This window comes from Vreelandella olivaria (genome assembly GCF_023507745.1).
GTDB lineage: Bacteria > Pseudomonadota > Gammaproteobacteria > Pseudomonadales > Halomonadaceae > Vreelandella > Vreelandella olivaria_A.
Genome location: NZ_JALPZO010000088.1, coordinates 20475 through 40359, shown reverse-complemented (window position 1 = coordinate 40359; position 19885 = coordinate 20475). Strand labels below are relative to the sequence as shown.

The window sequence follows — 19885 nt, the reverse complement described above, 5'->3', positions numbered from 1 at the left end:
ACCACCCATGAATGCCCAAAAGCGTCATGACATATTTGCTCGCCTACAGGCGGAAAATCCACACCCCACCACCGAACTCAACTGGAGTACGCCTTTCGAGCTACTCGCCGCCGTACTGCTGTCAGCCCAGGCGACTGACGTAGGGGTGAATAAAGCCACCGCCAAGCTCTTTCCTGTTGCCAATACCCCCCAGGCAATCATTGATCTGGGTATCGACGGTCTGAAAAGCTATATCAAAACCATCGGGCTGTATAACACCAAGGCCGAAAACCTGATGAAGACCTGCCACCTGCTGATCAATCAGCATGGGGGCGAAGTGCCTCAAAGCCGCAAAGAGCTGGAAGCCCTACCCGGTGTTGGAAGAAAAACCGCCAACGTAATACTTAATACCGCCTTCGGCCAGCCGACAATCGCAGTGGATACGCATATTTTCCGGGTATCAAACCGCACCGGCATCGCCAAGGGTAAAGACGTGATCGAAGTCGAGCAGAAGCTGCTGCGCCATGTGCCCAAAGCGTTTAAACAGGATGCCCACCACTGGCTGATCCTACATGGGCGCTATACCTGCATTGCCCGTAAGCCACGATGTGGCAGCTGTATTATCGAGGATTTATGCGACTATAAAGATAAAACTGAGCTTGGATAAACACTCAGGCTGACAAAGGTAGAATGCCCATGCCCACTCCCGCAAAATTACTCCATGACCAGCCTATTGCGCAGCGCATTGATGCACTACTGGATCTCTCCAAACAACACGCTGCCCATTTCTGTAGCCCCAGTGCATGGCTGTCCAGACAGCGCTACCTGGCCCAACATCCCACCTCCATCGTGGTGATGAAGTGTATGGATGGCAGAATTCATATTCCCCATGCCACCCGCACACCACTGGGTATTATTACCCCGTTCAGAAATTTAGGTGGCATCTTCGACTTGGGTTGGCCATATCTGGGCGAGCTGCTGACCGACTCGGTACTGGATGCTGCCAACAGTGGCCGCGCTACGCTGATGCTGATTACCTATCACTTTTCCAGCGGGCATCAGGCACGGGGCTGTGCGGGCTTTAATTGCGACACTGAGGCTGCCAAGGCTCATGCATACGCCATTGCGGAGCAGGCCGGTCAACTGTTTGGCACTGATCATCAACAGGTTTACCCGTTGGTATGTGGCTTTGAAACCGATAGCGATGCACTGATCCTTCACGGCCAACAAGGCGATGTACTGGATATACGGGAATGGCCGGGACAGCCCCCGGAAGCGCTAGGAGCAAGGCTTGCCAGTCTCTGCCCTGACATGCCCGAGGAGATCCAGCAAGACCTACTGCCCCTGCTGGAAGGCAACCTTGCCCATGTAAGCGAGCTTCAGGGCGTTGAACGCGAGCTGGATATTGAGCACCGGGAGTGGGTGATTTGCATAGGACGCGGCTTCGATTTTCTTCACCTGCCTAATACAGCACTGATGATCGGCCCCTATGGACCCGATCTCGCAGAACCCATAGGTACTGCCGCAACGATTATTGACGCCAATATGCGCGCCGGACGCATCCCCAGCGACGGTTTTATGCTGCTCGCCTCAACCCCCTACCAGCACAGCGGTGTGGATCGCGCCCGTGCGGAGCTAAAATCTCGCTTTCTCTCAGAGTTCGCAGAACAGGTTATTTCCAGGCAACATCCGCAGTTGGCGCAAAAAATGCGCCGTCACACGGCGGTAGTGCACTGGCCAACCAGGCGAATGGATTCCCTCGATGGAGTATGAAATGGTGAGTCCGTCTCTCAGTAGCACACGATAGGCAGAAAGTAACGATACCCGCATCAGAAACCCTGCTGCTCAAGTTTTGTCGCTAACATCTCTAATACCGTCATGCCCTGAACATCCGTGGGTAGCAAAGGCAAGGTAGGGCGCGGCAACCGAGCAAACAGCTGGTCGATACGCGCAAGATAGCTGGCTTCCTGCTCACGGCGCGCCTGTAAGAATGCGCCATCCGCCTCTTGCGGAATCACCCGATTGATAAGCGTTCCCGCTACAGGTATTTTCACCTCTTCCAGCGCGCGTACGGCACGCTCGGTTTCCAAAATAGGCAAACGCTCTGGCGTCATCACAAACAGAAAACTACAGGTGTTGGAGTCCTCAATTCGCCTTCGCGCCTGATGAAACAGCCGACGCCGCTCAATCAGTGTTCTCGCGACATCCCGGGTCCGCTCATCCAGGTCACTGAGGGGGTCTTCCGTGGGGTCATCAAACGGCGTTGCCACATCACGCCCTCGCTTGGGCGTCAAGTGATCCAATACTTTGCCAAGCTCCGCTGACTTTCGGTTATGTGCCAACAAACCATCGGTCCATGCGGCCATCGCTTCTGGCAGCGTTAACAGCCGCAAGGTGTGCCCAGTCGGAGCGGTGTCGAAAATGATCACATCATAAGGCGCGGAGTCATCAATCATTAAACGGGCTAAACGCTCAAGCAATGCGGCTTCCTGGGTACCGGGAGACTGACGTGTAAGACGCATTTGGCGCTCGAGTTCCTGCATCATGTCTGGCGCTGCATAACGGCGCATTTGCCCCACCACCCGGGCCAGATGGGCCTCTACCTCAATATCAGGGTCAATCTCCATGGCGTCCAGATTCGGCTGTAAGCGCCGGGGTGCATCTCCCAATGAGCGGTCAAAGACATCCCCCAGACTGTGGGCAGGGTCGGTTGAGACGACTAACACCCGTTTCCCGCGGCGCGCCGCGAGCACAGCCAAGGAAGCGGCCACGGTGGTTTTACCCACGCCTCCCTTACCACCCACCCACAGCAGGCGACGATTAAGTACTGCTTGCATGGCATTCCCCAAAGTGACCGGCTAGCTTACCGGTATTGATCAGCGCTGACATGAGCCGTTAACAGCAACGGAAATGATCCAAAGGCGAGTGTTCCATGCCCATACGTTGATGCCATTCATGAAAACGCTCCAGCAGCAGGGGCTGTAGCTCCAACGTGTAGTAGGAGGCTGGATTTTGCAGCCCCATCATTTCGGCAAAAACCAGCAACATAAACAGGTCATCTTCATCACGTCGAGCCCGAGCAATAGCCCCCCGGTAGCGAGCGCTATACATCTCCTCGGTAAAGAAACGGGCCTGCTCCAGCCAAGCCCGTAATTTATTGCGGCGTGACGATGACCCAGGGGTCGGGTCATCGTGCATCACATTGCTCCTTTATGGCGCCTGACGGGTACATCCGAATGTAATTAGTCATTTTGCAAGGCAGCCTCAGCACGGGAGCGCTTCAGCGCAGCAGCACACTCCATGGCGACCATAATCGCCGCCACCAGCACCACGATATCCAGTACCAGCAGGAACATATTGCCCTGGTTCCAGAAAGTACGCAGTTGTATCAGCAGCGCCATGATGGTCATAACCAGCAGGAAGCATAACGGTGCCAGGGTGTACCACACAGGGCGTTTCATGCGCACCAGCATGACGGTAATCACCAGTAGCGTCAGGCCTGCCAACAGCTGGTTGGTGGTACCAAACAGGGGCCAGATAATTAACCCCCCTGACCCATCCGCCCCGCCAGCCCCAAACGCCAATAGCAAACAGGTACCCACCGCTAACCCGGTGGCAATCGATGGCTTTTTCATCCATGGCTGGTTATAGATCTCACCCCACTCCTGGAAGATGTAGCGCTGCAGACGAAGCCCGGTATCCATGGTGGTACCCGCAAACAGGGCAGCCATAACCGTTAGCAGTGTTGCCGCCGTGACTTCAGGCAGGCCCAGCCCGTTATGGATAATAAAGGCTCCACCTTCAACGAAGGCATTCACGCCTCCCTGGCCAAAGGCGGTATACATGGCCTGCCAGTCGCCCAGGGTGGCAAACCCAGCGGTTGCCGCCAAAATGGCAGCCAGCGCCAACATACCTTCGCCAACGGCACCAAAGTAGCCAACAAAACGGGCATCGGTTTCTTTGTTGAGCTGCTTGGAGGTCGTACCGGATGAGACCAATCCGTGAAAGCCAGAGATAGCGCCACATGCAATAGTAACGAACAGCAGCGGTATTAATGAGGGGGTTCCCGCCGGAACATCGCTGTTAAAGGCAGGGGCCACCAGGGTTGGGTTGAGCAGCACCAGTGCGCCATACAGAATCAGCAATCCAATAAATAACTGAAGGCCATTAATATAATCCCGAGGCTGAAGCAGCATCCATACCGGCAGCAGCGATGCAATCGCAGCATAGCCAAACAGCAGAATAATCCATACTGCATTACCCGACATGCCAGCAACCTCAGCTGGCATTTGCAGTGGTACTGAAGGCCCGATGCCAATTAATACATACAGTGCTATGACACCGATCACTGAAACAAGCGCGAGACCAAGGATACGCCGGTAGATCATCTGCCCGATAATAAGCGCCACAATAATGGCACCCCATACAGGAACCACGGCACTTGGGAAGTTCATCATCAAGCCCGCTATTACCACGGCAAAGACTGCATTCACCATCAGTAATACCAGGAAAATCACAATCATAAAGATGCTGCGCGCGCGCGTGCCAACCACATCGCCGGTTAATGCCCCTACCGACTTTGCTTTATTACGCACACTGGCCCATATGGCACCAAAGTCATGTATCCCGGCAAAGAAGATGGTGCCAAACACGACCCAGAGAAAGGCCGGGGCCCATCCCCAGATAACAGCAATGGCAGGCCCTACAATGGGGGCAGCCCCTGCCACTGAAGTGAAGTGGTGTCCCCACAGTACAAAGCGGTTAGTAGGTACATAATCAACCCCGTCTTCAAACTCATGGGCGGGGGTTTTAAAGTCAGGATCCAGTTGGTAAATCTTTTGCGCAATAAATTTAGAGTATACAAAATACCCCAACGCCATTGCCCCAAGACCTACCACCAGCAGGAAAATAGCACTCATGGGCGCAGCTCCTTCGGTGATTATTCGTTATTGTTGACGTATGAAACCAGCTCCATTCCACTTATCCATAGTGGTACGCCAAAGCATTCAAGTCCATGAAGAAGCTTGCTTATTAGCTTGAATTAAACCCAAAGTTGTAGAGTAACAACAACACTCTAAAGGCTAACCTGGGCAATCAACCGCTTCGTTGCGAGAAATATATGTCCACCTTGCTCTTGCTGTTTTTATGCTCTGTATTACCTGGGGCTGTTACCGGTCATCTCTTTCGCTTTAGCCATCCTGGTTATACACGTCGAAGGTCGTCTTGGCCGCGGAGCCTAGCCTGCCTAAACTCCTTGAATAGCCAACAACAACATGAACAGGGAGAACTGCATGGCCAAAGTGCTTGTAGTCGACGATGAACCCAATATTGTTCTATCGCTTGAGTTTTTAATGGAGCAGGCTGGTTTCGAGGTAGTAACTGCGGAAGATGGTGAGCAGGCACTGGCCCATGTCCGTGAGTCACTCCCCGACCTACTACTACTGGATATCAGCCTACCGGGCATCAGTGGCTTTGATGTACTTGAGCGCCTACGCAGTGAAGAGGTAACAGTACACTTACCCATTATTATGCTTACCGCCCATGGCCGTGATGTAGAGCGCGAAAAGGGTATGGCGCTGGGCGCCGACGACTATATCACCAAACCCTTCTCGACCCAGTCCCTGGTTGAGAAAGTGAAAACACTGCTGATTAAGGAACAGCCATGACCCGAGGCGGGCTGCCAAAACGCCAGCGTCTGGTTGGCTTATGGCTTCTTCTGAGCGGTATCAGCCTACTTGGTGGCGCCATTTTCGCCACATGGCTGGATACACAGCTTGCTCCCACGGGCACTACTCGCTTGGCGTTATGGTTAGGCAGCTTTTCTGGCGGAGCCACGATTTTTCTCGTCGGACTGATACTTGAGCGTATGCTGTTTACCCCGTTGCGCCACCTCCAGGTTCAGCTTGCGCGTTTAGTGGCCAACCCTGATGCCCGTGAAGAGTACCCACCCGAAGGCTGGCTGAAAGGGCTCGAACCAGACCTGCGCCGTGTGCGCGAAAGTTGGCGGGCTGATCGTAGCCGCCTCTCCACTGCCCATGCAGAAGGTGCACGCAGTGCAGCACGCATCCGGCAGGAACTGGAAACACTGTTACAGGTGCTCGAAACACCGCTACTGCTTTGCGATCATCACCGGCGGCTAATGCTGTTTAACCAGGCGGCTGAAGACTTTTTTGAAGGCAACACAGGGCTGGGGCTAGGCAAACGGCTGGAGGCTCTACTACCGGTTGCCAGTCTGCAACACTCGCTAAGTCAACTGCCCCATGATGGCTCCCCCAGAGAGCTGCTCGCGCCCTGCGATAACCGCTGGCTAAAAGTCATACTGCGCCGTGTACCGGGTAGTGATGGTGAAACACTGCTGACCTTTAGTGACGCGACAGCATCATGGTCGAGTGAAATGGGGGTCCGGGCGGAATTAGCCAGCATGCTGACACCCCTTCGTCAACACACGGCAAGCCTGACCAGCGCTGCTGATGCACTGATTCAATTACGCCACCAAAACGATGCTGACACGTCCCTACTGCGCCAACGGTTTGAACGCGTCATTCATGAAGAAGGTACAACACTGGGCGATAACGTTGCCAAAATTGGTCAACTACTGGATGACCTGCAACATCAGGGCGAACGGTTAACGCCAATGTGGTCCAATGACTTTTGGCAAGCATTGGATGAGCGTCTTGATCCCCAGCACCGACTAATCACCCCCATCGGCATGCCGGCATGGTTTAAAGGCGATGCTCCAGCACTGATTGCGCTGTTTGACTCTTTGGTTAAGCATTTAAGTGCCTACCTGCCCGATAGCGGTTTTGAAGGTGAGATATGCCTGGGCAACAAGCGCGTCTACCTGGATCTCATTTGGCAAGGGAATGCAATTCCTGAACATGAGTTGGCCGGGTGGCGGCAGCAGTCGATAAGTTCGTTACCACTACACCCAACCGTCGCCGATGTGTTACGTCAGCATGCCAGCGACATTTGGAGTCTCGCTGACAGTGATGGCACTCGTTCACGCCTGCGGTTACCACTGCCGGCAATGGAGCGGGTGGGGGCCCCAAGGGAGCACGCCGCCCCCCGGCCGGAGTTTCATGACTTTGGTATTGCCGGTCTTCCTCCGCCGGATGAGGCGTTGGCCAACCGCTCTCTGCGCACTCTTGAAGTCGTTGCCTTTGATACAGAAACCACAGGGCTCGAGCTACGCCGAGGGGATACAGTAATCAGTCTTGGAGCCTGCCGGATAGTTAACGCACGCCTGCTGGCAAGCGATGTATTTGATCAAAAGGTTGACCCCAAACGGCCCATTCCACTGGCCAGTACGGTTATTCATGGCCTAACCGATGCCGATGTAGCCGGTGCGCCACCGTTGGATATCGTGCTTGGCCGTTTTCGTGACTATATTGGTGATGCGGTGCTGCTGGCCCATAACGCCGCTTTTGATATGTTCGCCATCAGCCACAAGGGGGTTACCTTTGATATCCCTGTCATCGATACCCTGCTGCTTTCACGTGCGCTGGATGAAGCACTGGATGGGCACGACCTGGACAGTCTGGCTCAGCGCTATGAACTGGCATTCCCTCCAGGTACCCGCCACACTGCATTAGGAGACGCCCGGGTTACCGCCGAACTATGGCTCGCCCTTCTGCCTCGGTTGGAAGCACGTGGCATCGATACACTAGAGCAGTTACTCGCACTACAAGCGAATGCGTTTGATCGACAGGATGCCAGCGCCTCATGAAATTTTCAGGCCAAAAATCACGTAAGCCGGAACGCCTAATTGCCTTGGTGGGTATTACACTGCTGCTATTTTGCCCCCCCCTGATTATCGTGGTGGACCGCCTTCCCTCCGCTAATGTGGGCTGGCTACCCTTATACTTGTTTGGTGCCTGGGCGGTAGTGATCGGTTTAACAGCCTGGTTAATGGAACATCGCGCGGGGCGTTAACCATGCGCACAGACCCTATTATCCTGGGCATCGCCTTTGGCTATCTGGCACTACTGTTTGTTGTTGCCGCCTGGGGGGACCGACGCGCCGAACAAGGCCGCTCTTTGATTGGTTCGCCGATCGTCTATGCCCTTTCCATTGCGGTGTACTGTACCGCCTGGACCTTTTACGGCAGTGTGGGGCGTGCCGCTGAATATGGCCCCAGCTTTCTGCTTATCTACCTGGGGCCGACGCTGGCCATGCTATTGGCTCCCTTTGTTATCCGCAAAATGGTGCGCATTGCCGCACGCCAACGAATTACCTCTATTGCCGATTTTATTAGTGCGCGTTATGGCAAGAGCACCAGCCTTGGCGCCCTGGTAGCACTAATGGCGCTGATTAGCATCACGCCCTATATCGCGCTCCAGCTAAAAGCCATTACCGTTAGCCATGCAACATTAATCAACTACCCCTACACCGCTGACGCCACCCTGGTTGATGAACGCTTTTGGATGGATAAATCACTTTGGGTCGCACTGGTACTGGCCGTCTTTATTATTTTGTTTGGTACCCGTCACCTGGATGCCAGCGAACGCCATGAAGGCATGGTGGCAGCCATTGCCCTGGAGTCCCTGGTGAAGTTGGTGGCATTTATTGCTGTCGGGGTTTTCGTCGTGTTTGTAATGTTCGCAGGGCCCGCCGCCCTGTTCGCCGAGGTTGCTGCAACGCCTGCCCTGGTAAACAGTATGCGCCTGGACAGCGCACCAGGCGGCGCAACGGGCTGGTTCGGTATGCTGGCCCTCGCCTTCCTGGCCTTTTTAACCCTGCCTCGCCAATTCCAGGTCTTGGTGGTCGAAAATGTCGATGAGCAGCATTTAACGCGGGCAAGCTGGTTATTTCCTCTCTATATGCTGCTGATTAACCTTTTCGTGATCCCCATTGCGCTGGCAGGCTTACTGATGGGCGCCAGTGCGGGCGATCCAGACAGTTTTGTACTCACACTGCCGCTCTCGGCGGGACTTGAAGGATTGCCACTACTGGTTTTTATTGGTGGCCTTTCAGCAGCAACAGGAATGGTCATCGTTGAGACGATTGCCCTGTCCACCATGGTCAGTAATCAGTTGGTCATGCCGCTGTTGTTGCGCTCGCAACACCTGCACCTTAGTACCAAGGGAGAACTTGCGGGCTGGTTACTCGGCATCCGGCGGGTGGCGATTGTGCTTATTCTTCTGTTGGGCTACCTCTACCATGCGTTAATTGGCGACTCCTATAGCCTTGTGACTATCGGCCTGGTCTCCTTTGCCGGTGCAGCACAATTTGCCCCTGCACTATTAATTGGTCTTTACTGGCGTGGTGCCACCCGCCAAGGTGCCGCACTTGGCTTAATCGCCGGATTCATGGTTTGGAGCTATACACTGCTACTGCCCGGCTTTGCCCAGTCCGGATGGTTGAGCACCACCCTGCTTACCGAAGGCCCCTGGGGGATTACCTGGCTGACACCCTATGCACTCTTTGGGCTGGAGAATTGGGATATTTACACCCACTCCCTACTATGGAGCATGCTGGCAAACGTTGGCCTGCTCGTCGGCGTGTCCCTGTTTACCCGGCCAACGCCCCTCGAACAAACTCAGGCGGCACTCTTCACTGAAGCGATGCACCCTAATTTACAAACTACAACACTAACCACATCACTATGGCGTGGACAAACCACCCAGGGGGCACTGCAGGAACTACTTATCCGCTACCTGGGTGTTCACACCACACAGCGGGTGTTTCAGTATAACGGCAATCCCCCCCCCTTTATGGCGGATGAACCCGCCTCTCCAGAACTGATTACCCGTGCAGAACAGGCGCTCGCCGGGTCGCTTGGCAGTGCCTCGGCCCGTGTACTCATCAACTCCGTCGTCAGGGGGGAAGCGCTGGACATAGAATCGATTCTAAGTATTTTGGATACGACCTCACAGACCATTGAGTACAACCGCCGCCTGAAGCAAAAGTCCCAAGAGCTAGCACTTATCGGCGAAGAGTTGCGTAGCGCCAACGAACGGCTACGTGAGTTGGATCGGTTAAAGGATGAGTTTGTCGCCATGGTGAGCCATGAACTACGTACCCCCTTAACCTCTATCCGCGCCTTTGCAGAAATTCTGCGCGATAGTGACCAACTGCCTGATGAGAAACGCACGCACTTCCTTGGCGTGATTGTGTATGAAAGCCAGCGATTATCACGCTTGATCGAAGAGATACTTGACCTTGCCCGCCTGGAAAGTGGCCGTTTGACGCTCAATCCGGTATCTCTTGATCTTGCAGCCCTTGCCAGACACAGTATCGATGCCGTTGCCCGGCTACATGATGAGCACGGGGTCGCTTTAGAGGTCAGTATTGAGGTGGATCCCGCCATGGTGGTTGGCGATCATGACCGTTTGGAGCAGGTCATCATCAACCTGCTCGATAACGCGGGAAAATTTGCTGACCGCCTGCACCCACGCGTACGTTTGACACTCTACCGGCATCGCCGCCACTTCCGGCTAAGTGTTGAGGATAATGGCCCAGGCATTAGCCATGATGAACGTGAACGGGTATTTGAAAAGTTTCATCAAATACAGCGAGAAAGTGAGATACCACGCGGAAGGCCAAAAGGCAGCGGTTTGGGTTTGCCGATTAGTCGCGGCATTATTGCCCACCTTGGCGGACGGCTTTGGGTGGATGATGCCCATCATTTAGGCGGGGCTTGTTTAATCCTGGAACTACCAGCCGCCGCAGACAGTCAATACTCCATTCCCTCTTTATTCCCACTCCCATATCGATAACCACTCTATTTCCAGAACGTCAAGTTGTAGCGTTAATTGTATCAATTAAGTTATTCTTTGTCTGGGATTCCCGCAATAGCCTAAAGATATCTGTTCTGGATTAGCAAATGAGTAGTAATAATCATTGTTCTCAAGTAGATACAAACACCAGTTATACGATCGCAATCCAGCCAATTGTTGATGCTCAGCTATGCCATGTTGCCGATGAACTTCTTTATCGTGCCAACCAATCCACCCATGTTGCTAATGTTGTTGATGATGTACAAGCCACGGCAAGAGCCTGTGCTGTCGCAGTATATGAAATAGGCCTTGAAAAGCTCTGTGGATCACGTCAGTTATTTATCAATGCTTCTGAAGCGTGGCTAACAAACCCTGACTTAACCAACCTGCCTAGTAAACAGGTAGTTATTGAAATTCTTGAAAATACTCCCCCTACGGACGACGTTCTGAAGGCACTTCAGGCTATTAAAAATCTGGGTTATAAACTCGCACTGGATGATTTCGTTCTCAATAGTGAGAATCAGGCCTTTCTGCCGTTTTGCGATATTGTTAAATTCGATATTTCACTGCAAGTACCTGAAGAACTGATCAAAACGCTGTTAAATGATGGATTCATACTCCTTGCTGAGCGTGTGGAAACACAAGACGAGTTTGAGTACTGCAAAGCATTAGGTTTCACTCTTTTTCAAGGATATTTTTATGAGCGCCCACAACCTCAGACATCTCATTCAGCTCGCCGCTCTGCCTCTCGGGCAAATCAAATGCAACTTCTCTCTACGCTGTACAGTGATAATGTAAAGCTTGCCGATATTGGCTCTTTAGTGGCACGCGACCCCTACCTGCTGCACGCTATTTTTAAACGAGCCAACTCAGCGGAAAAAGGCTCACGCCACCCCATATCAAAACTCATTGATTGCCTGCAAATTCTTGGGTTAAGAGAGCTTCGCACGCTGGTCGCCATCGTGATGCTGGCAGGCAATAGCCCAGTGAGTAAACTAAACCTGACCAAAGGGTTAACGCGTGCATTTGCGTGCGAAGCAGTGGCGAAACTGCGCCAGTTGGATGAACAAGAAGGATTCATCGTTGGTCTGTTTTCACTAATGCCTGCAATCTTAGGCGTCAGTGAGGAGCTGGTCGCTGACGAGATAGAATTAGGCCAGCCTATTGAAGCTGCGATTAAACAACGCTCTGGCTCATTAGGCCAACTGCTGAACGATGTGGAGTCTGCTGAAGCACAGTTTTCACCCCAGGATATCCCGGCTGATCTTATCCTCCATTCCGCTGCCAAAGCACGCTCATTAGTGGATAACCATCTCAGTTAAACGCTGATCGTTACGCCTTGGCGATGGCAACGAACCGCTTTATCTGCTGGAGATCAAATTTTAATAACAGGCGTTCATCCTCGCGCAGTCGGCGAATATCCACCCACCCATCGGCTGCCTCGCCCTGGGCTTTATTAAAACGCTGCTGGTCCAACAGGCGTTGTTGAAGACGCTCAAAGGCCGCCACCAGCATATCTGACTGCTCTTTTGTTAGCGCATTGGCGGCATGGTAGAGCGCCATTAGGCGCTCTCGTGTACCTATTTCCTTAAGGCGATACCGCACACAAAGCAAGCGCGCTGCACTAATCAAAGGCAGTAACCCTTGCTGCTTAAGATTAATGGCATCGCTATGCGGAGCATGTAGGTGTGGGCTGGAAGCAAGTCGGCCAAAACAGTCTAGGGCAACCGGCAACTCATTGAGTAACACTGCCATTTCACTCATGAATAAGGAGGCCGGGGGCAGTGTTAAGGAAATTCCCTCACTAAGTTGTGCTGCCAGGGCGGTATTACCAGCGACGGGAGAAAAGTCGAGCAGAATATTAGTTTGTTGTACGCGCTTTACCTGGCGTTCAGCACTCCAGATCTCCAGCTGCCTACGCCATTCACTGATGCGCTTTCGCCACATGGGCCAGCGCGCCATCACATGCCCACCACAAAGAGGAATACCCGCCTCATTCAACCGCTGTGTAAACCGTTCACCCAGCGCCTGGAAGTAACCGTCGATTTCAACATGGCGAGCATCGGGATAATCACCAATAATCAGTGCGTTATCCTGGTCGGGGCCAAGCAGGCTCTCATAACGTGCGGCAGACCCAAGCATAAGCACGCAGTAGTCGGCTGGCGGTTCACCCCATGCTTGCGCGCGCATCTCATTTAGCGATAGCGCTATCGACTGGCGGTAAAGCCAGGCATTATGGTCACTGATAATCTGGCTAATCCGCCAGGCAGGCAGTTCATAATGCACCAGCGCCTCAACCAGCGGCAATTGCCACCTATAGGCATCAGTTAAAGACAATTGCGGCGCAGAGACTTTAGCGAAAAGATCTTGCAACGGCCCCACTAGGGCGGAAGTATCCAGTTGGCCGTTTGGATTGATCAGGGAGCGCCAGGGCGAGGCTTGATGTACCACACGCATTCGCCGCTCCTTACTTAACGTTGACTTTGTTGGACGCTACTGAACCTGGCTTTCACGTCGTGGGTCCGGTTCAAACATGGTATCCCCCAACTCATCAATATAGCGCTGGGCTTTGGTTACCATCATGGCATCACAGGCTTCACGCCCAGGCAACATATCAGAGCGTTCAAAACGATGCTCGAGAGTAACTCCCTGGTTGTCCTGCTTGCGAATCCAGCCGCTAACCCGGTACTGACCACTTTGGTTATCAGGCTGTGAAATAATCACATACTCTTTGTAGGCAACCGGGTCAGCTGCCTTGGCACCGCCCTCGTCAGGGCGCTTGTTACCGCCCCCTAACAGCCCTGAAAGTAGCTTTTTAAACATAGTGACTCCGTTAATAAAAGCGGCCAGCTTATATCGCTGGCCGCTTTACACACACTTAACTTTGTTGACGGCCTTTACCTGCAGCAATGCGTAAACGCAATGCATTCAACTTAATAAAGCCTTCTGCATCTTTTTGGTTGTAGGCGCCTGCATCGTCTTCAAAAGTAGCGATGGACTCATCGAACAGCGACTGCTCAGACTTGCGGCCCACGACCGTTGCGTTACCTTTATAAAGCTTCATGCGCACGACCCCCGCAACGTTTTTCTGGGTCTCGTCAATTGCCGCTTGCAGCATACGGCGCTCAGGACTCCACCAGTAACCGTTGTAGATCACTTCTGCGTATTTGGGCATCAGTTGATCTTTCAGGTGTGCTTCTTCGCGATCCAGCGTCAACGACTCAATAGCACGGTGGGCACGCAACATAATTGTGCCCCCTGGTGTTTCGTAGCAGCCACGTGACTTCATACCCACATAGCGGTTTTCTACAATGTCCAACCGGCCAATACCGTTATCGCCACCCAGCTTATTGAGTGTTTCCAGCACTTCGTGGGGCTTGAGTGCTTCACCGTCGATGGCCACGATGTCACCTTTCTCAAAGGTGAGTTCTACATAGGTGGGCTGCTCTGGCGCGGCTTCCGGGGATACGCTCCAGCGCCACATATCTTCTTCTGCTTCCGCCCATGGGTCTTCCAAAATGCCACCCTCATAGGAGATATGCAGCAGGTTGGCATCCATTGAATAGGGCGATTTTTTCTTTTTGTTGGAAAAATCGACGGGGATTTTGTGCTCTTCACAGTAGGCCATTAGCTTCTCACGAGAAGTCAGGTCCCACTCGCGCCAGGGGGCAATCACTTTCACGCCGGGTTTCAATGCGTAACCACCCAGCTCAAAACGCACCTGATCGTTTCCTTTACCTGTCGCACCATGTGAAATAGCATCTGCACCGGTTTCATTGGCAATTTCAATAAGGCGTTTGGCAATCAGTGGGCGCGCAATGGAAGTACCCAGCAGATATTCGCCTTCATAGATGGTGTTGGCACGGAACATGGGGAAAACGTAGTCACGTACAAACTCTTCTCGCAGATCCTCGATGTAGATCTCTTTTACGCCTAAAGCCTGTGCTTTAGCGCGCGCGGGCTCGACTTCTTCACCCTGACCGATGTCGGCTGTAAAGGTCACTACCTCGCAGTTGTAGGTTTCTTGCAACCACTTAACGATTACGGATGTGTCCAGGCCGCCTGAATACGCCAGCACAACCTTTTTGACATCGGACATTCTTTGCTCCTTGTGTATGAAAAGCAATTCACCGGAATACGCAGCATGTTGGAACGCTACGTCTTAACACAAACCATGAGTATAGCGCTCTCAATGCTCAGCGAATACCGTCAACGACGCCTGGGTACTAAAGCTGCTAGAATCACTCCATTGATTGCGGTGGCTTACCGCTTACCCTGACCGATTACTCGCTTTACTAAGGAGAGCTGCATGAGCGAGGCAATTGCCCGCGAATTGATGGCCCAGCGTTTTCGCAGTTATCTGCCGGTTGTCATTGATTTGGAAACGGGTGGGTTTAATGCCCAAAACGATGCCGTACTTGAGATTGCAGCCGTCACGCTTACGATGGACCCAGACGGTAATTTACTACCCGATGCCACCTACGCTTACCATATCCAGCCCTTTGACGGCGCCAATATTGAACAGTCTGCCCTGGATTTTACCGGTATCAATCTGGATGATCCGCTACGTCGTCAGGTTGCACTGACAGAGTCTGAGGCGTTGGGGGAGATTTTTCGTCCTATCCGCAAGTCGATTAAAGCCCATGGATGCTCACGGGCTATTCTGGTGGGGCATAATGCCGCCTTCGATCATGGCTTTTTAAATGCCGCCGCCAATCGTTGTGGTATTAAGCGTAACCCTTTTCATCCGTTCTCCAGTTTTGATACAGCTACCCTTGCCGGCTTTGTCTATGGTCAAACGGTGCTCGCCCGCGCCTGTCGTGCAGCAGGTATTGAATTTGACAACAAAGCCGCTCATTCAGCCCGCTACGATACCGAGCGCACAGCCGATCTGTTCTGCACCATGGTCAACCGCTACAAGGATCTCGGCGGGTGGCGGCTTGCCCAGCAGGAGCAGGAACTGGATGGCGGTGAATAAGCCTGCGTAATGCAGTCTTAGCCGCTTTACGCTAAACTTCGCGGCGTTCGTCACGGTTTTCCCAGGGCAAGCAGCAGTTGTTGTCCCTGGCTTAGCCTTAAAATGATTATGTCATGAAGCACTGCATGCAGTTGTTTCGCCCACCCGTTTTTAGGAGATGAGACGTTTCCATGGCTCAGCATAATGCCTTCTACGCCCAATCCGGTGGCGTTACCGCCGTCATCAATGCCAGTGCCTGTGGTGTTATCGAAGCTTGTCGGCAGGCTCCCGATCAGATTGGCAAGGTGTACGCCGGCCATAACGGCATTATTGGTGCCCTGACAGAAGATCTCATCGATGTGACCCAGGAGAGCGATGACGCGATTGCTGCGTTACGCCACACCCCAGGTGGCGCCTTCGGTTCATGCCGTTATAAACTGAAAGAGATCGATACCCACCGCGCTCAGTACGAGCGTTTGATCGAGGTTTTCAAAGCCCATGATATCCGTTACTTCTTCTACAACGGAGGTGGCGACAGTGCAGACACCTGCCTGAAAGTCTCGCAGTTATCCGAGAAGCTTGGCTACCCGTTGACCGCCATCCATGTACCCAAGACGGTAGACAACGATCTTCCTATTACCGATAACAGCCCAGGCTTTGGCAGCGTAGCCAAATATATCGCCACCTCAACCCGTGAGGCCTCACTGGATATCGCGTCCATGTGTGCCACCTCCACAAAGGTGTTTGTGCTGGAAGTTATGGGCCGCCACGCAGGCTGGATTGCCGCAGCCGGTGGCCTGGCAGGAGATGGTGAAGGCGAGCCCCCCCACCTGATTATCTTCCCTGAAGTGGCCTTTAACCGCAAAGCGGTCATGGCCCGGGTGGAAGAGAGCGTCAAGAAGTATGGCTATTGCGTTATCGTGGTATCAGAAGGTGCTCGCTATGAAGATGGCACCTTCCTGGCTGACGCGGGCAATACCGATGCGTTTGGTCATCGCCAGTTAGGCGGGGTTGCCCCAACGCTTGCCGGTATGATCAAGCAGGATCTGGGGTATAAATATCACTGGGCGGTTGCAGACTACCTTCAACGTGCCGCACGCCACCTGGCATCCAAAACCGATGTCGAGCAAGCCTACGCGGTGGGGCGCGAGGCGGTTACATTGGCGTTGGCAGGCAAAAACTCCATGATGCCTGCGATTCGTCGAATCTCCCAGACGCCATATCAGTGGGACGTCATTTCTGCACCGCTGGCCCAAATTGCCAATCAAGAGAAATTCATGCCACGCGATTTTATCAGCGAAAGCGGCTTTGATATCACCCAGGCCTGCCGCGATTACCTGTCGCCGCTGATTCAAGGTGAGGACTTCCCTCCCTTTGAAAACGGCTTACCCAAAGTAGCCAAACTTAAATTAGCCAAAGTAGAGCAAAAGCTGCCTAAGTTCACTCTCTAAGCAACGATATGCTCTATCTGAAACAAGGGCGATGAATCACCATTCATCGCCCTTGCTGATATACCCTGAGGTATTTATGCCTGGGATTAGTTAGCGAATTAGCCAGGAAAGCACCAGAAGCAACAGCAGGATGCCCGCGACACCTTGCCAAAAGCGGCGGGGTTCCTGGCGCGCCTCCTCCCGCACGGGCAACCTGCCCAGCGGCACTCTTAACGCATGCAGAAATTCCGACAATCGCCTGAACCGTAGCGCCCGTTGCGGATCCAACGCCCGGCGCAGTGCATCATCCAGTTCATGGGTTATCTCTGGATTGGTTGTCCGGGCACTTCGGTAAGACAACTCCTCAAGATCCGTATGACTGCGCAAGCGGTTAGGTGTCAAGGTGTAAGGCGAAGCACCGGTGAGCAACCAATACACCGTTGAGGCCAGGGAGTATTGATCACTGCGCCTCCCCACACTATCACCCAGCGCATATTCCGGCGCAGTATGCTCGTTAAAACCAATCTGACGAAGCAATTCACCTGAGCTGCGATGACCATCGACCTCACGCATATGGCAGGCACTAAAATCGGCCAACACCACTTTTCCGTGGGGGTCGATTAAAACATTATCGGGGGTGATTTGCTGATGAATAATGTCTCGGTGATGGAGTGCCTGCACCGCCTTGCCAAGCTGGTTAGCAATATCCAACCGTTGCACCAGACTTGCCTGAGGGTGTCGCTCAGCCCACTGGCGTAATGTTTCGCCCTCCACATGCTGCATCAGGTAATACAGGTAGCGGCGTGGGCGAGACGGTTCCATCACCTTCACCACGAAGGGTGAGTTCACCCGCTCCACCACCCACTGTTGCAGTAAAAAGTGCTCCAGATAAGCATTCCGCAACGAAAGTTCCGGGCTGGGTGCTTTCAATACCATCTCACGGTCGGAATAAACGTCCCGTACGCGATATACTCTGGACTGAGCATTGCGTGACAGCACAGCTTGTATCTCAAGACCATCCAGCCGATCCCCGGAGGACAACTCAGGCGGTATCGGCAGGTCACCGTATATTAACCCGGGATGGTCTTCGGCCTCTTCAGGCAATTCATCGATACGCAGCAACTGGAAGCAGAATTGATCCCCACCATACCCCCTTTCCTGGGCACGTTGCTTCGCCTCACTGGCAAGCCGCTCGCAGGCTGCATCCAAATCACTGGCATCCTGCCGGATCAGACGTACGTAGTCCGAGGGCATTAGCGTACCGCGGACGCCTTGTGTGGTGAATACAAACAGATCTCCCTGCTTAAGGGTTAAGTGGGTGTAGTCAATATCCACACTGCCATCCATCCCCAGTGCCCGCGAAGGATAGCGATAGCCACCCACATCCGTCACATGATCGCGGGTTAACTGCTCAAACTCCGCTCCGCGCAAGCGAAATACCAGCGTATCTCCCATATGAAACAGGTGTGCTTCCCGACCCCGGAGTACCATCACTGACATAGAGGAGACGAAACTGCCCTCCTTTACGTGCTGGCTTTGGCTATAACACCAACTGTTTAATGCGCGCAGCACCCGCGTGGCAGACGTTTTTATATCCCAATGGTCCGGCGTGGAGTAATAGTCCGCCAAAAAACCCCGCACACTCAAATCCCCGGCCTGTTTTGCCATGGTATTACGCGAGATCGAATCACTGATGACCGCGCAGCCCCCCTTTACTTTCAAGAGCGGTGCTTCAGGCAGCCGCACCGACATGGAACTGCGGTGCTGACGCCTGTCCGGGGCGACAAAGGCTTGTCCATAACTGATTAGCAACTGGGCGTGCGCCAACTCATCCTCCTGGGCCTACAACTCGGCATGGAAACCATACTGGGCCTATGATACACGCTGGTGGGATGAAACGATGCCCACCTAACGTCGCTATTGGCAACCAGATGGTCTTATTTGTGGCCGGGTTCAGCCCATAATGGTATGTGTCTGTTGCACACACCTATGTCGCATTGGTAATCCATTAGCCATCTTCGTATAATTCTTCGCCATTAATGCAATGCATCAACGCTTAGCCACTGCACTACATAAGCCAAGGAACCAACGATGAACTTCGATAATATCCCCGCTGGAAAGGATCTGCCCAACGACATTTATGTGGCGATCGAGATTCCTGCTAACCATGCGCCGATTAAATATGAAATTGATAAAGATATGGGCGCCCTACTCGTTGACCGTTTCATGGCCACCCCCATGTTCTATCCGGCCAACTATGGTTTCATCCCCCACACCCTGGCAGACGATGGCGACCCCCTGGATGCCCTGGTGGTCACTCCCCACCCTGTAGCACCAGGCAGCATTATTCGTGCGCGTCCCGTAGGCATTCTGAACATGACCGATGAAGCGGGGGAAGATGCCAAGCTGGTATGCGTGCCACACCCCAAGCTGAGCACGCTATATGACGACATTCATGAAGTCACCGACCTTCCTGAACTGCTCCGTCAGCAAATTGCACACTTTTTCGAGAACTATAAAGATCTCGAAAAAGGCAAATGGGTTAAGGTAGAGTCATGGGAAGGGGTTGAAGCGGCACGTAAAGCAATTGAGAAGTCTGCTGCAGCCTATAAAAAGGCCTAAGCTGATTCACCAAGTGGCACCATTATTACGCCCTGAATGCCTGAGGCTGCCCTGGTGGGCGGCCTTTTTGCTTTTTCGGTAATTAACTCAGTGTGAATGCCGCGTCATGTCACCACAGCGGCTACGCTGGCGTTGGGAGGTACGATATGCTTTCTCGTAAATACCCCGACACGACTGCG

At 53.2% G+C, this 19885-nt stretch carries 17 protein-coding genes; 10 read left to right on the top strand and 7 right to left on the bottom strand.

Annotation, left to right across the window (positions count from 1 at the left end; translation table 11 throughout):
* Positions 1-7 precede the first annotated feature (7 nt).
* Together nth and HP566_RS07315 are read left to right on the top strand one after the other, a co-directional pair.
* Entirely contained in the window at positions 8-646 is a 639-nt protein-coding gene (gene nth / locus HP566_RS07320) for an endonuclease III (RefSeq protein WP_249976608.1), read from the top strand.
* 29 nt (positions 647-675) lie between these two features.
* On the top strand, positions 676-1752 hold the full coding sequence (locus HP566_RS07315; RefSeq protein WP_249976607.1) for a carboxysome shell carbonic anhydrase: 1077 nt from the start codon (positions 676-678) through the stop codon (positions 1750-1752).
* A 56-nt stretch (positions 1753-1808) separates the two neighbouring features.
* On the opposite strand, the gene HP566_RS07310 is transcribed toward HP566_RS07315, so the two are convergent.
* From HP566_RS07310 to HP566_RS07300, 3 genes are read right to left on the bottom strand one after another with little or no spacing between them, the layout of a single operon-like run.
* Positions 1809-2816 carry an ArsA family ATPase gene (locus HP566_RS07310; protein ID WP_249976606.1) on the bottom strand — a complete coding sequence of 336 codons (1008 nt, stop codon included), beginning with the start codon at positions 2814-2816 and terminating at the stop codon, positions 1809-1811.
* Between the two features lie 58 nt (positions 2817-2874).
* Positions 2875-3177 carry a cory-CC-star protein gene (locus tag HP566_RS07305; RefSeq protein ID WP_249976605.1) on the bottom strand — a complete coding sequence of 101 codons (303 nt, stop codon included), beginning with the start codon at positions 3175-3177 and terminating at the stop codon, positions 2875-2877.
* Positions 3178-3221: 44 nt separating this feature from the next.
* Entirely contained in the window at positions 3222-4898 is a 1677-nt protein-coding gene (locus HP566_RS07300; RefSeq protein ID WP_249976604.1) for a carbon starvation CstA family protein, read from the bottom strand.
* Positions 4899-5270: 372 nt separating this feature from the next.
* Here HP566_RS07300 and HP566_RS07295 point away from each other — a divergent pair, with 372 nt between their 5' ends.
* The 5 genes from HP566_RS07295 to HP566_RS07275 all read left to right on the top strand — a co-directional run bounded on the left by HP566_RS07295 (position 5271) and on the right by HP566_RS07275 (position 12019).
* Complete coding sequence (locus HP566_RS07295; protein ID WP_249976603.1) at positions 5271-5645, top strand: response regulator transcription factor; 375 nt, start codon at positions 5271-5273, stop codon at positions 5643-5645.
* Positions 5642-7705: a 3'-5' exonuclease gene (locus HP566_RS07290; protein WP_249976602.1), complete on the top strand. Its 2064-nt coding sequence runs from the start codon at positions 5642-5644 to the stop codon at positions 7703-7705. The genes HP566_RS07295 and HP566_RS07290 overlap by 4 nt, the downstream gene beginning before the upstream one ends.
* Positions 7702-7911 carry a hypothetical protein gene (locus tag HP566_RS07285; RefSeq protein WP_249976601.1) on the top strand — a complete coding sequence of 70 codons (210 nt, stop codon included), beginning with the start codon at positions 7702-7704 and terminating at the stop codon, positions 7909-7911. Before HP566_RS07290 ends, HP566_RS07285 begins: the two co-directional genes overlap by 4 nt.
* Positions 7912-7913: 2 nt before the next feature.
* Positions 7914-10697 carry a sensor histidine kinase gene (locus tag HP566_RS07280; protein WP_249976600.1) on the top strand — a complete coding sequence of 928 codons (2784 nt, stop codon included), beginning with the start codon at positions 7914-7916 and terminating at the stop codon, positions 10695-10697.
* 107 nt (positions 10698-10804) lie between these two features.
* Complete coding sequence (locus HP566_RS07275) at positions 10805-12019, top strand: EAL and HDOD domain-containing protein (RefSeq protein WP_249976599.1); 1215 nt, start codon at positions 10805-10807, stop codon at positions 12017-12019.
* Positions 12020-12029: 10 nt separating this feature from the next.
* Here the strand turns inward: HP566_RS07275 and HP566_RS07270 are convergent, their stop codons facing one another.
* Genes HP566_RS07270 through HP566_RS07260 form a run of 3 tightly spaced genes read right to left on the bottom strand, consistent with a single transcriptional unit; the run spans position 12030 to position 14796 of the window.
* Positions 12030-13154 carry a DUF294 nucleotidyltransferase-like domain-containing protein gene (locus HP566_RS07270; RefSeq protein ID WP_249976598.1) on the bottom strand — a complete coding sequence of 375 codons (1125 nt, stop codon included), beginning with the start codon at positions 13152-13154 and terminating at the stop codon, positions 12030-12032.
* A gap of 36 nt (positions 13155-13190) precedes the next feature.
* Positions 13191-13520 carry an HlyU family transcriptional regulator gene (locus HP566_RS07265; protein ID WP_249976597.1) on the bottom strand — a complete coding sequence of 110 codons (330 nt, stop codon included), beginning with the start codon at positions 13518-13520 and terminating at the stop codon, positions 13191-13193.
* Between the two features lie 55 nt (positions 13521-13575).
* Positions 13576-14796, bottom strand: a complete 1221-nt coding sequence (locus tag HP566_RS07260) for an argininosuccinate synthase (RefSeq protein ID WP_249976596.1) — start codon at positions 14794-14796, stop codon at positions 13576-13578.
* Between the two features lie 210 nt (positions 14797-15006).
* On the opposite strand from HP566_RS07260, the gene rnt reads away from it, so the two are divergent.
* A complete protein-coding gene (gene rnt / locus HP566_RS07255; protein WP_249976595.1) occupies positions 15007-15675 on the top strand; it encodes a ribonuclease T in 669 nt (222 codons plus the stop codon).
* A 170-nt stretch (positions 15676-15845) separates the two neighbouring features.
* The gene (locus tag HP566_RS07250; protein ID WP_249976594.1) at positions 15846-17105 is read left to right on the top strand and encodes a 6-phosphofructokinase; all 1260 of its coding nucleotides are present in this window, start codon (positions 15846-15848) and stop codon (positions 17103-17105) included.
* Between the two features lie 90 nt (positions 17106-17195).
* Here HP566_RS07250 and HP566_RS07245 read toward each other — a convergent pair whose 3' ends face one another.
* The gene (locus HP566_RS07245; RefSeq protein ID WP_249976593.1) at positions 17196-18911 is read right to left on the bottom strand and encodes a bifunctional protein-serine/threonine kinase/phosphatase; all 1716 of its coding nucleotides are present in this window, start codon (positions 18909-18911) and stop codon (positions 17196-17198) included.
* Positions 18912-19175: 264 nt separating this feature from the next.
* Between HP566_RS07245 and ppa the strand changes: the two genes are divergently transcribed.
* Positions 19176-19706, top strand: coding sequence for an inorganic diphosphatase (ppa, locus tag HP566_RS07240; protein ID WP_249976592.1), 531 nt, complete (start codon positions 19176-19178; stop codon positions 19704-19706).
* Positions 19707-19885 lie beyond the last annotated feature (179 nt).

What these genes read in the sequence shown, in the direction of transcription:
- nth (WP_249976608.1), top strand. Translation starts at nt 8, where the DNA reads ATGAATGCCCAAAAGCGTCATGACATATTTGCTCGCCTACAGGCGGAA.
- HP566_RS07315 (WP_249976607.1), top strand. Translation starts at nt 676, where the DNA reads ATGCCCACTCCCGCAAAATTACTCCATGACCAGCCTATTGCGCAGCGC.
- HP566_RS07310 (WP_249976606.1), bottom strand. Translation starts at nt 2,816, where the DNA reads ATGCAAGCAGTACTTAATCGTCGCCTGCTGTGGGTGGGTGGTAAGGGA.
- HP566_RS07305 (WP_249976605.1), bottom strand. Translation starts at nt 3,177, where the DNA reads ATGCACGATGACCCGACCCCTGGGTCATCGTCACGCCGCAATAAATTA.
- HP566_RS07300 (WP_249976604.1), bottom strand. Translation starts at nt 4,898, where the DNA reads ATGAGTGCTATTTTCCTGCTGGTGGTAGGTCTTGGGGCAATGGCGTTG.
- HP566_RS07295 (WP_249976603.1), top strand. Translation starts at nt 5,271, where the DNA reads ATGGCCAAAGTGCTTGTAGTCGACGATGAACCCAATATTGTTCTATCG.
- HP566_RS07290 (WP_249976602.1), top strand. Translation starts at nt 5,642, where the DNA reads ATGACCCGAGGCGGGCTGCCAAAACGCCAGCGTCTGGTTGGCTTATGG.
- HP566_RS07285 (WP_249976601.1), top strand. Translation starts at nt 7,702, where the DNA reads ATGAAATTTTCAGGCCAAAAATCACGTAAGCCGGAACGCCTAATTGCC.
- HP566_RS07280 (WP_249976600.1), top strand. Translation starts at nt 7,914, where the DNA reads ATGCGCACAGACCCTATTATCCTGGGCATCGCCTTTGGCTATCTGGCA.
- HP566_RS07275 (WP_249976599.1), top strand. Translation starts at nt 10,805, where the DNA reads ATGAGTAGTAATAATCATTGTTCTCAAGTAGATACAAACACCAGTTAT.
- HP566_RS07270 (WP_249976598.1), bottom strand. Translation starts at nt 13,154, where the DNA reads ATGCGTGTGGTACATCAAGCCTCGCCCTGGCGCTCCCTGATCAATCCA.
- HP566_RS07265 (WP_249976597.1), bottom strand. Translation starts at nt 13,520, where the DNA reads ATGTTTAAAAAGCTACTTTCAGGGCTGTTAGGGGGCGGTAACAAGCGC.
- HP566_RS07260 (WP_249976596.1), bottom strand. Translation starts at nt 14,796, where the DNA reads ATGTCCGATGTCAAAAAGGTTGTGCTGGCGTATTCAGGCGGCCTGGAC.
- rnt (WP_249976595.1), top strand. Translation starts at nt 15,007, where the DNA reads ATGAGCGAGGCAATTGCCCGCGAATTGATGGCCCAGCGTTTTCGCAGT.
- HP566_RS07250 (WP_249976594.1), top strand. Translation starts at nt 15,846, where the DNA reads ATGGCTCAGCATAATGCCTTCTACGCCCAATCCGGTGGCGTTACCGCC.
- ppa (WP_249976592.1), top strand. Translation starts at nt 19,176, where the DNA reads ATGAACTTCGATAATATCCCCGCTGGAAAGGATCTGCCCAACGACATT.